Origin of the sequence: Dyella lutea (assembly GCF_024158035.1) — a bacterium.
In the GTDB taxonomy this organism is placed as follows: Bacteria; Pseudomonadota; Gammaproteobacteria; order Xanthomonadales; family Rhodanobacteraceae; genus Dyella_A; species Dyella_A lutea.
The window spans coordinates 751,627-765,957 of record NZ_JAMZEK010000003.1 but is presented as its reverse complement, the minus strand read 5'-3'; the positions used below and the strand labels follow the sequence as shown (position 1 = coordinate 765,957).

Genomic DNA, 14,331 nt, shown 5'->3' with positions numbered 1-14,331 from the left:
AAACGCCCGCCATCTTAGCCATCGCACGTGAAGCGCAGGCAAGCCGGGCGTCATGATGGGCAACCCCTTTTTCCCACCTGCCGCGTTCAGGCGGCCGGCGAGACCGTGTGCGCCGAATCCCGGATCGCTCGAGGCAGCGGCACCGGCTTGCCGCTGTGCGGGTCCATCCAGACCAGCACCACGTGGCCATCGCAGTAGAGTCGCACCGGCTCGTCCGCATCGACGATGCGGTGGGCGAGGGTGATCGAACTGTTGCCGAGGCGCTCGCACGACAACATCACCGACAGACGTGCCGGCCAGGTGATCGGCAGACGGTAGTTGAGATGGCTGGCGGCGAGTACCGGCATGGCGTGCTCGTCGAACCACGGGCCAGGCACGTGGCTCAGCCACTGCAACCGGGCTTCTTCGAGGTAGGTCAGGTAGGTCGCATTGTTGACGTGGTTGAACGCATCCAGGTCGCGCCAGCGGGCGTCCAGTTCGGCAACAAACAGCGGGGCCGCACCTTCCTGAGACTGCGGTACAACCGCAGCAGGGGCGGCGATCGCCTCATTTTCGAGGGTCTTGCGGGGGCGCTTGGCGGCACCTTCTTCGGTGGTCACGAACGTTTCTTCCTGGGCATGGGCCGATGCTTGTCGGCCGAGGCGATGTGTTTGGTGGCGGCCTTGGTGCGCATCGGTGCATCGGCGCGCTTGGCCTTGGTGGCCTTGGTCGAACGCAGGTGCGGCGCGAGGAAGTGGCCGGTGTGCGAGCCGGCCGTGGCAGCTACCGTTTCCGGCGTGCCGGACACCAGGATGCGCCCGCCACCCGAGCCACCCTCGGGGCCGAGGTCGACGATCCAGTCGGCGGTCTTGATCACGTCGAGGTTGTGCTCGATCACCACCACAGTGTTGCCCTGGTCGACCAGCTGGTGGAGCACGTCGAGCAGCTGCTCGATGTCGTGGAAGTGCAGGCCGGTGGTGGGCTCGTCGAGGATGTACAGGGTGCGGCCGGTATCGCGCTTGGACAGTTCCTTGGACAGCTTCACGCGCTGTGCCTCGCCGCCGGACAGCGTGGTCGCGCTCTGCCCGAGCTTGATGTAGTCCAGACCGACCGCGCGCAGGGTGTCGAGCTTGCGCGCGATGGTCGGCACGTTCTCGAACAGCTTCAGCGCGTCCTCCACCGTCATGTCGAGTACGTCGGCGATGGTGTGGCCCTTGTAGAGGATGTCCAGCGTCTCGCGGTTGTAGCGCTTGCCGTGGCAGACGTCGCAGGGCACGTAGACGTCGGGCAGGAAGTGCATCTCCACCTTGATCATGCCGTCGCCTTCGCAGGCCTCGCAGCGGCCGCCGCGTACGTTGAAGCTGAAGCGGCCCGGCGTGTAGCCGCGCGAGCGCGCTTCCGGCACCTGCGCGAACATCTCGCGCAGCGGCGTGAACAGGCCGGTGTAGGTGGCCGGGTTGGAGCGCGGCGTGCGGCCGATCGGCGACTGGTCGATGTCGACCACCTTGTCGAACAGGTCCATGCCGGTGACCGACTGGTACGGCGCCGGCTGCGTCGAGGCGCCGTTGAGCTCCATCGCGGCGAGCCGGAACAGGGTGTCGTTGACCAGGGTCGACTTGCCCGAGCCGGACACGCCGGTGATGCAGGTGAACAGCCCGGCCGGCACCGACAGGTCGACGTTCTTCAGGTTGTTGCCGCTGGCGCCCTTCAGGTGCAGCCAGGCGTTCTTGTCTACCGGTTGGCGACGCTTCTCCGGCACCTCGATCGCGCGCTTGCCGGAGAGAAACTGGCCGGTCACCGAGCGCGGCGAGGCCAGCACGTCGTCCACCGAACCCTGCGCCACGATCTCGCCGCCGTGCACGCCGGCGCCGGGGCCGATGTCGAGTACGTGGTCGGCCATGCGGATGGCGTCCTCGTCGTGTTCGACAACGATCACCGTGTTGCCGAGGTCGCGCAGTCGGGTCAGCGTGCCGAGCAGGCGTTCGTTGTCGCGCTGGTGCAGGCCGATCGAGGGTTCGTCCAGCACGTACATCACGCCGACCAGGCCGGCGCCGATCTGGCTGGCCAGGCGGATGCGCTGGGCCTCGCCGCCGGACAGCGTGTCGGCGGTACGGTCCAGGGTCAGGTAGTTCAGTCCGACGTCGCTGAGGAAGCTCAGCCGTTCGCGGATCTCCTTGACGATCTTCACCGCGATCTCGCCGCGCCAGCCGGTCAGCGTCAGCGTCTCGAAGAACGCCAGGGAGTCGTCGATCGAGCGGTGGGTCAGCGCGGGCAGGGCATGGTCGGCGACGAACACGTTGCGTGCCGAACGGTTCAGCCGCTGGCCTTCGCAGGCCGGGCAAGGCTGGTCGCTGATGTACTTGGACAGCTCCTCGCGGACCGCCATCGACTCGGTTTCTTTGTAGCGGCGCTCCAGGTTCGGCAGGATGCCCTCGAACGGATGCTCGCGGGTCACCCGGCCACCGCGTTCGGTGATGTAGCGAAACGCGATCGGCTCGCGTCCGCTGCCGTGCAGGACTGCCTTCTGCGTGGCGGCAGGCAGTTTCTGCCACGGCGTGTCGACGTCGAAGCCGTAGTGCGAGGCCAGCGACTGCAGCATCTGGAAGTAGTGTGGGTTGCGACGGTCCCAGCCGCGGATCGCGCCGCCGGCCAGCGACAGCTCCGGATGGCCGACCACGCGCGCCGGGTCGAACACCTGGGTCACGCCCAGGCCGTCGCAGGCCGGGCAGGCGCCGATCGGCGAATTGAACGAGAACAGCCGTGGCTCCAGCTCGGGCAGCGAGTAATCGCAGACCGGGCAGGAGTAGCGCGAGGACAGCATCTGGTCGGGCTGGTCGGTGTGATCCATGTCGGCCAGCAGGACCAGCCCGTCGCCCAGCCGCAGTGCGGTCTCGAACGATTCGGCCAGGCGCTGCTTGATGTCCTCGCGCGGGCGGAAGCGATCGATCACCACCTCGATGGTGTGCTTCTGGCGCAGGGTGAGCGGCGGCACGGCGTCGAGGTCGTACACCGCGCCGTCGACGCGGGCGCGCACGAAACCCTGCGCGCGCAGTTGCTCGAACACCTGCACGTGCTCGCCCTTGCGGTCGCGGATCACCGGCGCCAGCAGCATCAGACGCTTTTCCGGATCCATTGCCAGCGTGGCGTCGACCATCTGGCTGACCGTCTGCGCCTCCAGCGGGATGCCGTGGTCCGGGCAGCGTGGCGTGCCGACGCGGGCGTACAGCAGGCGCAGGTAGTCGTAGACCTCGGTGATCGTACCCACGGTGGAGCGCGGGTTGTGCGAGGTCGACTTCTGCTCGATCGAAATCGCCGGTGAGAGGCCTTCGATGTGGTCGACGTCGGGCTTCTCCATCATCGACAGGAACTGCCGCGCGTACGCCGAGAGCGACTCGACGTAGCGCCGCTGACCCTCGGCGTAGATGGTGTCGAAAGCGAGCGAGGATTTGCCCGAGCCGGACAGGCCGGTGATCACGATCAGCCGATCGCGGGGCAGGTCCAGGTCGATGTTCTTGAGATTGTGCGTGCGTGCGCCGCGAATGCGAATGGTGTCCATCGCGTGGTCAGATGGGGGGAAGCGACCAATATAGCAATGCCCGGTGGCTGGCTGGGTGCTGCCTGACCAGATGCATCTCGGTCGTCGCGCGAAAGGCATTCCGCTGTGGCTAAATGGGCGATTCCTGATGAATCCGGAGCACAGTTCATGACGTACGATCGTGTTGGCCCCCGTCTGGTGAGTGTGCTTGCCGGTCTGGTGCTGATGCTGGGGACGTCTCCGCTCATGGCCACCCAGGCCAGCGCCAAGCAGGTTAAGGAGCTGATGGGCTTGTTCGGTACCGAGCGGATGTTCCAGCAGATGAATGCCCAGATGGCGGCGATGATGGGCAGACAGCTCCCCTGCGTGCCGGCGAGCTACTGGAACGGGTTCCTCGACGGGCAGGCCACCCGGGAGCTCGGCGCGAAGCTGGTACCCATCTACCAGCGGCACTTCACCGAGCAGGATGTCCGGGGGCTGCTGAAGTTCTACCGCTCGCCGCTTGGGAAGAAGCTGCTGCTGGAGCAGCCCTCGATCATGGCCGAGGTCATGCAGATGGGGCGGCAATGGGGCGAGCAGCGGGCCCAGGCGATGATCACCGGGTTGCAGCAGAACGGCACCCTGACCGCGGAAAGGCGCTGCCCGCCGGCATCCGGACCCCAGCCCGCTTTGGCGGCGCCGGCAGCGGCGGCCAGCAGCCCCTGACCGGACGGGGCGGCGCCGGGTGGTCAAGGATTGACCAATGGTTCTTGCCCTCGTTATACTCGGCAGTCCAATGCGCTCGGTTAGGCGTGTCGGAACCCAAGAGAATAACGACAGAAGGGACATTCCCATGAGTTACGCAGTCATCAAGACCGGTGGCAAGCAGTACCGGGTGCAGCAGGGCGACGTCCTGCGCGTCGAGCTGCTGAACGCCGAAGAAGGCGCCACCGTGAATTTCGACCAAGTCCTGCTGGTCGGTGCAGGCGAGTCGATCACCGTCGGCGCGCCGACCGTGACCGGCGCCACCGTCTCGGCCACCGTGCGCAAGCATGGTCGCGCGGACAAGGTGCGGATCATCAAGTTCCGCCGCCGCAAGCACCACAAGAAGCAGCAGGGTCATCGTCAGCACTTCACCGAAGTGGAAATCACGGGCATCAACGCCTGAGCAACTGGAGCATTGAGTCATGGCACATAAAAAAGGCGTAGGTTCCAGCCGCAACGGTCGCGATTCGAACCCGAAGTACCTGGGCGTGAAGATCTACGGCGGCCAGGCCATCGAGGCCGGCAACATCATCGTGCGTCAGCGCGGCACCCAGTTCCATGCCGGTACCGGCGTGGGTCTCGGTCGCGACCACACCCTGTACGCGCTGGTCGATGGCACCGTGCAGTTCAAGGTCCGCGGCGCCAAGAACCGCCGCTTCGTCGACGTGATCCCGGCCTAAGCCGCTCGCGTCACGATGCGCGAAGGCCCCGCTCCGGCGGGGCCTTTGTTTTTCCGGGGCAGCGAACCGGGTGGGCGACGCGCCCACCGGATTCCCGGTTACCCTTCCGATCCATGCTACGCGTTCCGGGCAGATCCCATGAAATTCGTCGATGAAGCAGTCATCAAGGTCCAGGCCGGCAACGGCGGCAATGGCTGCGTCAGTTTCCGCCGCGAGAAGTTCATTCCCTTCGGCGGCCCCAACGGCGGCGACGGTGGCCACGGCGGCTCGGTATGGCTGGTCGCCGACGAGGGCCTCAACACGCTGGTCGATTTCCGCCACCAGCGCGTGTTCAAGGCCCAGCGCGGCGAGAACGGCATGGGCTCGGACATGTACGGCAAGGGTGGCGAGGACACCATCGTCCGCGTGCCGGTCGGCACCGTGGTCACCAATGTCGATACCGACGAGGTCATCGGCGACCTCACCCAGCACGGCCAGCGCTTGCTGGTGGCGCAGGGCGGCAAGGGCGGCCTCGGCAACATCCATTTCAAGAGCTCGGTGAACCGGGCGCCGCGCAAGGCGACTGACGGTACGCCGGGTGAGGTGCGCGAGCTCAAGCTCGAGCTCAAGCTGCTCGCCGACGTCGGGTTGCTGGGTTTTCCCAATGCGGGCAAGTCGACCTTCATCCGCGCCGTTTCGGCCGCGACCCCGCGGGTGGCGGACTATCCGTTCACCACGCTGCACCCGAACCTCGGCGTGGTCAGCCTCGGTACCGACCAGAGTTTCGTGATCGCCGACATTCCCGGCCTGATCGAGGGTGCGGCGGACGGTGCCGGCTTGGGCATCCAGTTCCTGCGCCACGTATCGCGCACGCGCCTGCTGCTGCACCTGGTGGACATCGCGCCGATCGATGGCACCGATCCGGTCGAGCAGGTGCGTGCGATCGAGCAGGAGCTGACCAAGTTCGATCCTGAGCTGCTGGATCGTCCCCGCTGGCTGGTCCTGAACAAGGCCGATGTGCTGCCGGAAGACGAGCGTCAGGCGGTGGCGGAAGACATCGTCCGGCGCCTGGGCTGGACCCAGCCGTGGTTCCTCGTCTCGGCGATCGCCCGCGACAACACGTTGGCGGTCTGCCAGCAGGTGCAGCGCTTCTTCGAGTCGCAGCGACGCGCGGCCGAGGAGGAAGTCCAGACCGACTTCGCGCCCGACGACGTGCGCAGCCGGGGCGCGGCCTCGCAGCCGGAGTAAGGCTTCGCCCGGGCCGTTGCGCTCTCGCGCGCGGCCCGAGTCAGGGCATCATGGGCGCTTCCGGCCGCGAGGCTGCTTGAAGGAGTGCTACCCGATGCCCACCCGCCGCGACTTCCTCAAGGGCACGCTGATGACCGCCGGTGCGCTGGCGGTGCCGTCCATCAAGGCAACTGCTGCGGCCGAGCCGGTGCAACGCGCCGCGGTGCCGGCGCATGCCGGGGCACGCGTCGTTTCGACCTGGGACTTCGGGGTTCCCGCCAACCGGGCGGCCTGGGCATTGCTCGGCGATGGCGGCAAGGCGCTGGATGCGGTCGAGGCCGGGGTGCAGATTCCCGAGGCCGATCGCGCCAACCACAGCGTGGGTCTGGGCGGCTATCCCGACCGGGATGGTCACGTCACCCTGGACGCCAGCATCATGGACGGCGACGGCCGCTGCGGCGCAGTGGCGTGTATCGAGCGCATCGTGCACCCGATCCGGGTAGCGCGCCGGGTGATGGAGGTGACACCGCATGTTCTGCTGGTGGGCGAAGGCGCGCTCCAGTTCGCCCGGGAGCAGGGCTTCCATGAGCAGGATCTGCTCACTCCGGAAGCCGAGAAGGCCTGGCACGCGTGGAGGAAGGAAGCGAAGTACCGCCCGGTGCCGAACAGCGAGAACCGCGACTATCACCAGAGCCTCGGGCTGCCCGGCGGCAAGCACAACCACGACACGATCGGCATGCTTGCAGTGGATCGGAATGGCCACCTTGCCGGCGCCTGTACCACCAGCGGCATGGCCTGGAAGCTGCATGGCCGGGTCGGCGACAGCCCGATCATCGGTGCCGGCCTGTATGTCGATGGGGATGTCGGCGGGGCCACCTCCACCGGCGTAGGCGAGGAGGTGATCCGCAACGCCGGCAGCTTCCTGGTGGTCGAGCTGATGCGCCAGGGACGCAGCCCGCAGGAAGCCTGCGAGGAGGCGGTGCGCCGCATCGTCAAGAAGCGACCCGACGGCGCGAAGGAGTTGCAGGTCGGCTTTCTCGCATTGCGTCGTGACGGTGCAGTCGGTGCCTTCGCGATCCAGCACGGCTTCACCTACGCGGTGTGCGATGGCGACTCGCAGGATCGGGTGTTCGGTTCCCCCAGCGTCTACCGCACGAGCTTCAACTGATGCCCCTGCTCGAGATCGCCGCGGGCTCGCTCGAGTCGGCGCTGGCCGCCCAGGCGGGCGGGGCGGGGCGCGTCGAGCTGTGCGGCAACCTCGCCGGTGGCGGGGTCACGCCCTCGTATGGACTGGTGGCGATCGCACGCGACCGGCTTTCGATCCCGCTGCATGTGCTGATCCGGCCGCGGACCGGGGATTTCCTCTACGGCGAAGCCGAGCTGGAAATCATGCTGCGCGACGTGGAAGCCTGCGTCCGGCTCGGCTGCGATGGCGTGGTGATCGGTGCGCTGGATGCCGATGGGCGTGTCGATCGGCCGCTCTGCCGCGCCCTGGTGGAAGCCGCCGGACCGCTGGGCGTGACTTTCCATCGCGCATTCGATGCGGTCTGCAATCCGGTGGAGGCGCTGGAGGATGTCGTCGGGCTGGGCTGCAATCGCGTGCTTACCTCTGGCGGTTGCCCGAACGCGCTGGAGGGGGCCGAAGCCATCGCTGCGCGGGTCCGGCAGTCGGCAGGTCGCATCCGGGTGATGGCCGGGGCCGGCATCCGGCCGGACAACGTTCGCGAGGTGCTGGTGCGCAGCGGCGTCGACGAAGTCCATGCCTCGGCGCGCACGCTGCAACGTTCGGCCATGCGCTGGCGCAACGAGCGACTGCTGGATCTGGGGGTGGATCTTGACGAGACCGCCCGTGCGATCGTGGCCGCTCTGGTCGCCGAGTTGGTGCCCGCTGACGGCGTTGCCGGGTAGGGCGGGCGCCGGGCAAAGAAAAAGCCGGCTTGCGCCGGCTTGTTCACCAACCCGAAGGAGCGTTCTGGCTTCAGGCCAGTTCGCGGATCTTCGCGTTGAGGCGGCTCTTGTGGCGAGCGGCCTTGTTCTTGTGGATCAGGCCACGCGCGGCGTAGCGATCCATGACCGGCTGGGCGGCGGCAAAGGCCTCGACCGCGGCAGCCTTGTCCTTGGCCTCGATGGCCTTGACGACCTTCTTGAGGGCGGTGCGCACCATGGAGCGGGCGCTGACGTTGCGCAGGCGGCGCTGCTCGGACTGGCGCGCACGCTTCTTCGCGGACTTGATGTTGGCCAAGGTAAAACTCCGAAATCGCTTGGGGTTGGAAAAAGACGCGCAATTATGCGTGCATTGCGCTATGGCGTCAAGCACTTGGCGCGACCGATAGGCGCTTGCGGCGCCCGGTGTGACAGGCCGTGGCTGACGGTCGCTGCGTGCCTGGATTGTGCCACACCTGAGCCTGTCATCGCGCCCCCTGCCGCTGTCACACTATGCCCTTTGCGCGCCGTGCCGCGGCTCGCACCGTATCCATCCACAGAGGTGGCGTCACCCGCATGAAGTCTCCCAGCATGCTGCGCGGGCTGCTGTCGTTCAGCAGCATGACCATGGTCTCGCGCGTCCTCGGACTGGTTCGCGATATCTCCATGAGTCACGTGTTCGGTGCCAGCGCGGCGACGGACGCCTTCGTGATCGCCTTCCGCATTCCCAACTTCATGCGGCGCCTGTTCGCCGAGGGCTCGTTCTCCACCGCTTTCGTGCCGGTATTCACCGAGGTGAAGGAAACCGGGACCCGCGAGCAGCTCAAGGAACTGCTGGCCCGGGTCTCGGGCACGCTGGGGGGGGTGTTGCTGGTGGTGACCGGACTGGGCATGGTGTTTGCGCCACAGGTTGCCTCGATGTTCGCTCCGGGCGCGCTGGACAACCCCCATAAGTTCGACCTCACCACCGACCTGGTGAGGTTGACGTTTCCCTTCATCTTCTTCGTCTCGCTCAACGCGCTGGCGGCCGGGGTGCTGAACAGCTTCCACCGCTTCGCGCTGCCGGCGCTGGCACCGGTGATCCTCAACCTGTGCATGATCGCCGGCGCGCTCTGGCTGGCGCCGCGGCTGCAGGTGCCGATCATGGCGATGGGCTGGGCGGTGCTGGTGGCCGGCGTGCTGCAGTGGCTGTTCCTGCTGCCCGCGGTGCGTCAGCTCGGGCTGCTGCAACGGCCGCGCTGGGGCTGGAACCATCCGGTGGTGCGCCGGATCATGCGGCTCATGGTGCCGACCCTGTTCGGCTCCTCGGTGGCGCAGCTCAACCTGCTTCTCGATACCGTGGTGATCTCTTTCCTGGTAACCGGCTCACAGACCTGGCTGTGGCAGGCCACGCGCTTCCTCGAATTGCCGCTGGGCGTGTTCGGAGTGGCGCTGGGTACGGTAATCCTGCCCTCGCTGTCGCGCCATCATGTCGGGACCGATCGCGAGGGCTTCTCGCGAGCGCTCGACTGGGGGCTGCGGATCACCCTGCTGATCGCCCTGCCGGCGATGCTGGCCCTGCTGTTGCTGGCCGAGCCGCTGGTGGCCACGTTCTTCCAGAACGGCCGATTTACCGTGACCGATGCACGGATGGCGGCGATGTCGGTGTTCGCGCTGAGCGTTGGCCTGCCGGCATACGCCCTGGTGAAGGTGCTGCTGCCGGCGTTCTATTCGCGTCAGGACACGCGGACCCCGGTCCGCGCCGGCGTGGTGGCGCTGGTCGCCAACATGGCCTTCAACGGTCTGTTCATCGCACTGCTGTACCAGCTGTGGGCGACCCCGGTACAACGGGCGGGAGGCTGGATCGACGGCATCGCCCAGGTGCCCGGGCTGCACGTGGGGCTGGCCATCGCCAGCTCGCTGTCGAGCTACGTGAATTTCGCGCTGCTTTGGCACTGGCTCAAGCGCGCCGGCGTGTACCGGCGCGCGCCGGGCTGGTCGCGCCACTGGCTGCGGCTGGGGGTGGCCTGCGCGGCCATGGTGGCGGTCTTGCTCGCCGGGCGCTGGCTGTGGCCGGACTGGAGCCATGTGAAGGTGTTCGATCGTGCGTGGCACCTCGCGGTGCTGGTGGTGACTGGTGGCGTCACCTATGTCGCAGCGCTCTTCGCGCTGGGCTTCCGGGTGCGCGACCTGCGTGCCCACTGAGGCGCTGGCAGCGCGGTCGGCCGGTATACTGGCCCGATGATCAAGCTTTCACGGGACGTTGCGGGACCCTGCTTGGCGCCACGTGGAAGTGTCGTGGCCATCGGCGCATTCGACGGCCTGCACCGCGGCCACCAGGCCTTGCTCGCCGAGGTGAGGGAACGCGCTGCTGCGCTCGACTGCGAGCCGGCGGTGATCAGCTTCGAGCCATTGCCCCGGGCCTATTTCTCGCCGCAGCCTGTTCCTCGGCTTTCCAGTGTTCGCGAGAAGCTGGTCGGCTTCGACGCGGCTGGGATCTCGCAGGCGCTGCTGCTGCGCTTCAATGCGGAACTGGCGGCCATGACGCCCGAGGCTTTCGTGCGGCAGGTACTGGTCGAACGCCTCGCCGCTCGCGAAGTGTGGGTAGGCGGCGACTTCCGCTTCGGGCATAAGCGCGCGGGCGACGTGGCGCTGCTGGAGCGGATGGGCGGCGAGCTGGGTTTTGTCGCCCGCACCATGCCGCCGGTGTTGCTGCACGACGAGCGCGTCTCGGCGACCCGGGTACGCGAGCTGCTGGCCGCGGGCGATTTTGCCGCCGCCGCACCGTTGCTTGGGCGGCCGTTCGTCATCGAGGGCAAGGTCGAATACGGCAATCAACTGGGCCGGACCCTGGGCTATCCCACCGCCAACATCCACCTGCACAGCCGGGTCAGCCCGGTGCAGGGCATCTTCGCGGTCCGGGTCGGCCTGGGCGATAGCGAGTGCGCCTGGCCCGGCGTGGCCAGCCTGGGCGTACGGCCGACCGTGAACCAGGTGACCCAGCCGCTGCTGGAAGTGCACCTGTTCGATTTCGAGGGCGATCTCTACGGCCGGCGCATGGCGGTGGAGTTCGTCGCCAAGCTGCGCGACGAGCAGAAATTCGACGGACTGGATGCACTGAAGGCGCAGATGGATCATGATGCGCGCTCGGCCCGGAGCGTCCTGGGCATGAACCCGGTACTGGCTCGCGCATGATGCTCAGCGGAACGATCAATTCGCCGTACCCCGGCCGCGACCGCACCAGCGGCGTCGTGGCGATCATTATTATTTGAAGGTCCCGCCCGCAGCGCGAGCGCCTGTCGCCGCGCGCGACGGGCGGTAAAACAGCGCCCGTGACCCTCCGGCCCCGGGACGAGACAGCTAAGAAGGCATTCGAAGCGATGAGCACCGACTACAAGAGCACCATCAACCTGCCGCAGACGGAATTTCCGATGCGCGGCGACCTGCCCAAGCGCGAGCCGGGCTGGCTGGCCGAGTGGGAACAGGTGGACCGCTACGCGCAGATCCAGGCCAGGGCGGCCGGCCGCGACAAGGTGTTCGTGTTGCATGACGGCCCGCCGTACGCCAACGGCGCGATCCACATCGGCCATGCGGTGAACAAGATCCTCAAGGACATGACGGTCAAGTCCAAGCTTCTGGCCGGCTACCGCGCGCCCTACGTGCCGGGCTGGGACTGCCACGGCCTGCCGATCGAGATCGCGGTGGAAAAACAGTACGGCAAGCCGGGCGACAAGCTCGACGCCGCCGCGTTCCGCCAGAAGTGCCGCGAGTACGCGGCCAGCCAGGTCGACACCCAGCGCACTGACTTCAAGCGCCTGGGCGTGCTCGGCGACTGGCAGCAGCCTTACCGCACGATGGACTTCAAGTACGAGGCGGACATGGTGCGCGCGCTGTCGCGCATCGTCGCCAACGGCCATGTGGTGCGCGGCGCCAAGCCGGTCTACTGGTGCTTCGATTGCGGCTCGGCGCTGGCCGAGGCGGAGATCGAGTACGCCGACAAGCAGTCGCCGGCGGTGGACGTGGCCTACGACGCGGTCGATCCGCAGGCGCTAGCGAAGGCGTTCGGCGTGGATGCCGGCGACGCCATCGTCGCCGTGCCGATCTGGACCACCACGCCGTGGACGCTGCCATCCAGCCTCGCCGTGTCGCTGGGCGCCGAACTGGAATACGCCCTGGTCGAGGGGCCTGCGCGCAACGGTCGCCGGGTGCTGCTGGTGATCGCCAGCGCGCTGGTGGACCGCGCGCTGCCGCGCTACGGCGTGGCGCAGCCGGTGGTGCTCGGCCACGCGCCGGGCCGGGCGCTGGAAAACATGCAGCTGCAGCATCCGTTCTACGCCCGGCAGGTGCCGGTGATCCTCGGCGACCACGTGTCGGCCGAGGACGGTACCGGTGCCGTGCACACGGCGCCCGACCACGGCGTGGAGGACTTCACCGTGTCGCGCCAGTACGGCATCGGCACGATCAACCTGGTCGACGGTCGCGGCGTCTATCGCGAGAACACGCCGGCGCTGGACGGTACCGTGCTGGCCGGGGTGCACCTGTGGAAGGCCAACCCGATGATCGTCGAGGGCCTGCGCGCCCGCGGCGTGCTGCTGGCCCATGCCACCATCGAACATGCCTACCCGCACTGCTGGCGCCACAAGACGCCGGTGATCTACCGCGCCACGCCGCAGTGGTTCATCGGCATGGAGCAGGCCGGTCTGCGCGAGGCGGCGCTCAAGTCGATCAAGCAGGTGCGCTGGGTGCCCTCGTGGGGCGAAGAGCGCATCGCCGGCATGGTCGCCGGGCGTCCGGACTGGTGCATCAGTCGCCAGCGCACCTGGGGCGTGCCGATCGCGCTGTTCGTGCACAAGGCCACGCAGGAGCCGCATCCGGACTCGGTCGCGCTGATGGAACAGGTGGCCAAACGGATGGGAGAGGGCGGCATCGACGCCTGGTACGCGCTCGATCCGGCCGAACTGCTGGGCGACCAGGCCAAGGATTACGAGAAGGTCACCGACGTGCTGGACGTGTGGTTCGACTCCGGCGTGACCCATTTCGGCGTGATCGGCCAGCGGCCCGAGCTGCAGGCCGGCGAGGCCAGCGACTACACCGTGATGTACCTGGAAGGCTCGGACCAGCACCGCGGCTGGTTCCAGTCTTCGCTGCTGACTTCGGCGGCGATCCACGGCCGCGCGCCGTACCACCACGTGCTCACCCACGGTTTCACGGTGGATGCGTCCGGCCGCAAGATGTCCAAGTCGCTGGGCAACGTGGTGGCGCCGCAGAAGGTGATGGATACCCTGGGCGCCGACGTGCTGCGCCTGTGGGTGGCCTCGGCCGACTACCGCAACGAGATGACCGTCTCCGACGAGATCTTGAAGCGCGTCTCGGACAGCTACCGCCGCATCCGCAATACCGCGCGCTTCCTGCTCGGCAACCTCGACGGTTTCCACCCGGCGACGCATCTGGTCGCGGTCCAGGACAGCCTGCTGCTCGACCAGTGGGCCGTGCAGCAGGCGTACGACGTGCAGCAGGCGGTGCTGGCCGCCTACGAGCGCTACGACTTCCCCGAGGTGATCGCCCGCGTGCAGAACTTCTGCACCAACGAACTGGGCGCGCTGTACCTGGACATCACCAAGGACCGCCTCTACACCATGCCGACCGGGAGCCTGGGCCGGCGCAGCGCGCAGAGTGCGATGTTCCGCATCGCCGAGGCGATGGTGCGCTGGCTGGCGCCGGTGCTGAGCTTCACCGCCGAGGAGATCTGGAAGCATCTGCCGGGCGAGCGCGGCGAGAGCGTGCTGTTCGAGACCTGGTACGACGGTCTGGCGGCGACCCAGGGCTCACCGGAGCAGCGGCGCTGGTGGGCCGACCTGCTGGCGATCCGCGAAACCGCCTCGCGCGTGCTCGAGGGCATGCGCAAGGCCGAGCAGATCGGCGCGGCGCTGGAAGCGAGGCTCACGGTGCACGCCGACGAAGCGCTGCGCGCGCGCTATGCCGATGCGGCGGGCGAGCTGCGGTTCTTCTTCATCACCTCCGAGCTGTCGCTGGCCCCGCTGGCCCCGCGTCCCGGGGCGGCGGATCAGGTGGATCTCGACGGCGCCGAAGCCTGGGTCTCGGCCGAGGTCAGCGGTGCCACCAAGTGCATCCGCTGCTGGCACCGCCGCGACGATGTCGGCAGCCATGCCGACCACCCGGAGTTGTGCGGCCGCTGTGTGGAAAACGTGGCCGGTGCCGGTGAGGTTCGCCGCAGCTTCTGACACCGGCATCCCGCGCCCGCCTTGGCGCGGGATGTCGCCTTGC

At 67.7% G+C, this 14,331-nt stretch carries 12 protein-coding genes; 9 read left to right on the top strand and 3 right to left on the bottom strand.

Annotated features, from left to right (window positions below; translation table 11 throughout):
* Positions 1–86: 86 nt before the first annotated feature.
* Together NC595_RS15810 and uvrA are read right to left on the bottom strand one after the other, a co-directional pair.
* On the bottom strand, positions 87–599 hold the full coding sequence (locus NC595_RS15810) for an acyl-CoA thioesterase (protein ID WP_425493156.1): 513 nt from the start codon (positions 597–599) through the stop codon (positions 87–89).
* Positions 596–3,535: an excinuclease ABC subunit UvrA gene (gene uvrA, locus NC595_RS15805; RefSeq protein WP_253568044.1), complete on the bottom strand. Its 2,940-nt coding sequence runs from the start codon at positions 3,533–3,535 to the stop codon at positions 596–598. Before uvrA ends, NC595_RS15810 begins: the two co-directional genes overlap by 4 nt.
* 147 nt (positions 3,536–3,682) lie before the next feature.
* On the opposite strand from uvrA, the gene NC595_RS15800 reads away from it, so the two are divergent.
* The 6 genes from NC595_RS15800 to NC595_RS15775 all read left to right on the top strand — a co-directional run bounded on the left by NC595_RS15800 (position 3,683) and on the right by NC595_RS15775 (position 8,052).
* On the top strand, positions 3,683–4,219 hold the full coding sequence (locus NC595_RS15800; protein ID WP_253568042.1) for a DUF2059 domain-containing protein: 537 nt from the start codon (positions 3,683–3,685) through the stop codon (positions 4,217–4,219).
* Between the two features lie 127 nt (positions 4,220–4,346).
* Positions 4,347–4,661 (top strand): 50S ribosomal protein L21, encoded by a 315-nt coding sequence (gene rplU, locus NC595_RS15795; protein ID WP_253568040.1) that lies wholly within the window; start codon positions 4,347–4,349, stop codon positions 4,659–4,661.
* 19 nt (positions 4,662–4,680) lie between these two features.
* Positions 4,681–4,938, top strand: a complete 258-nt coding sequence (rpmA, locus tag NC595_RS15790) for a 50S ribosomal protein L27 (RefSeq protein WP_017460882.1) — start codon at positions 4,681–4,683, stop codon at positions 4,936–4,938.
* Between the two features lie 138 nt (positions 4,939–5,076).
* Positions 5,077–6,165, top strand: coding sequence for an Obg family GTPase CgtA (gene cgtA, locus NC595_RS15785; protein WP_253568038.1), 1,089 nt, complete (start codon positions 5,077–5,079; stop codon positions 6,163–6,165).
* 94 nt (positions 6,166–6,259) lie between these two features.
* Entirely contained in the window at positions 6,260–7,312 is a 1,053-nt protein-coding gene (locus tag NC595_RS15780; RefSeq protein WP_253568036.1) for a glycosylasparaginase, read from the top strand.
* A complete protein-coding gene (locus tag NC595_RS15775; RefSeq protein ID WP_253568034.1) occupies positions 7,312–8,052 on the top strand; it encodes a copper homeostasis protein CutC in 741 nt (246 codons plus the stop codon). The genes NC595_RS15780 and NC595_RS15775 overlap by 1 nt, the downstream gene beginning before the upstream one ends.
* 70 nt (positions 8,053–8,122) lie before the next feature.
* Here the strand turns inward: NC595_RS15775 and rpsT are convergent, their stop codons facing one another.
* Positions 8,123–8,386, bottom strand: a complete 264-nt coding sequence (gene rpsT, locus NC595_RS15770) for a 30S ribosomal protein S20 (RefSeq protein WP_017460878.1) — start codon at positions 8,384–8,386, stop codon at positions 8,123–8,125.
* A gap of 257 nt (positions 8,387–8,643) precedes the next feature.
* Here rpsT and murJ point away from each other — a divergent pair, with 257 nt between their 5' ends.
* From murJ to ileS, 3 genes are all read left to right on the top strand, one after another.
* The gene (murJ, locus tag NC595_RS15765) at positions 8,644–10,251 is read left to right on the top strand and encodes a murein biosynthesis integral membrane protein MurJ (protein ID WP_253568032.1); all 1,608 of its coding nucleotides are present in this window, start codon (positions 8,644–8,646) and stop codon (positions 10,249–10,251) included.
* 36 nt (positions 10,252–10,287) lie between these two features.
* A complete protein-coding gene (locus NC595_RS15760) occupies positions 10,288–11,241 on the top strand; it encodes a bifunctional riboflavin kinase/FAD synthetase (protein ID WP_253568031.1) in 954 nt (317 codons plus the stop codon).
* Between the two features lie 185 nt (positions 11,242–11,426).
* A complete protein-coding gene (gene ileS, locus NC595_RS15755) occupies positions 11,427–14,288 on the top strand; it encodes an isoleucine--tRNA ligase (RefSeq protein WP_253568028.1) in 2,862 nt (953 codons plus the stop codon).
* The last annotated feature ends 43 nt before the right edge of the window (positions 14,289–14,331 follow it).

Bases quoted from the DNA above. Each gene is read 5' to 3' on its own strand.
- uvrA (WP_253568044.1), bottom strand. From the start codon at position 3,535: ATGGACACCATTCGCATTCGCGGCGCACGCACGCACAATCTCAAGAAC.
- NC595_RS15800 (WP_253568042.1), top strand. From the start codon at position 3,683: ATGACGTACGATCGTGTTGGCCCCCGTCTGGTGAGTGTGCTTGCCGGT.
- rplU (WP_253568040.1), top strand. From the start codon at position 4,347: ATGAGTTACGCAGTCATCAAGACCGGTGGCAAGCAGTACCGGGTGCAG.
- rpmA (WP_017460882.1), top strand. From the start codon at position 4,681: ATGGCACATAAAAAAGGCGTAGGTTCCAGCCGCAACGGTCGCGATTCG.
- cgtA (WP_253568038.1), top strand. From the start codon at position 5,077: ATGAAATTCGTCGATGAAGCAGTCATCAAGGTCCAGGCCGGCAACGGC.
- NC595_RS15780 (WP_253568036.1), top strand. From the start codon at position 6,260: ATGCCCACCCGCCGCGACTTCCTCAAGGGCACGCTGATGACCGCCGGT.
- NC595_RS15775 (WP_253568034.1), top strand. From the start codon at position 7,312: ATGCCCCTGCTCGAGATCGCCGCGGGCTCGCTCGAGTCGGCGCTGGCC.
- murJ (WP_253568032.1), top strand. From the start codon at position 8,644: ATGAAGTCTCCCAGCATGCTGCGCGGGCTGCTGTCGTTCAGCAGCATG.
- NC595_RS15760 (WP_253568031.1), top strand. From the start codon at position 10,288: ATGATCAAGCTTTCACGGGACGTTGCGGGACCCTGCTTGGCGCCACGT.
- ileS (WP_253568028.1), top strand. From the start codon at position 11,427: ATGAGCACCGACTACAAGAGCACCATCAACCTGCCGCAGACGGAATTT.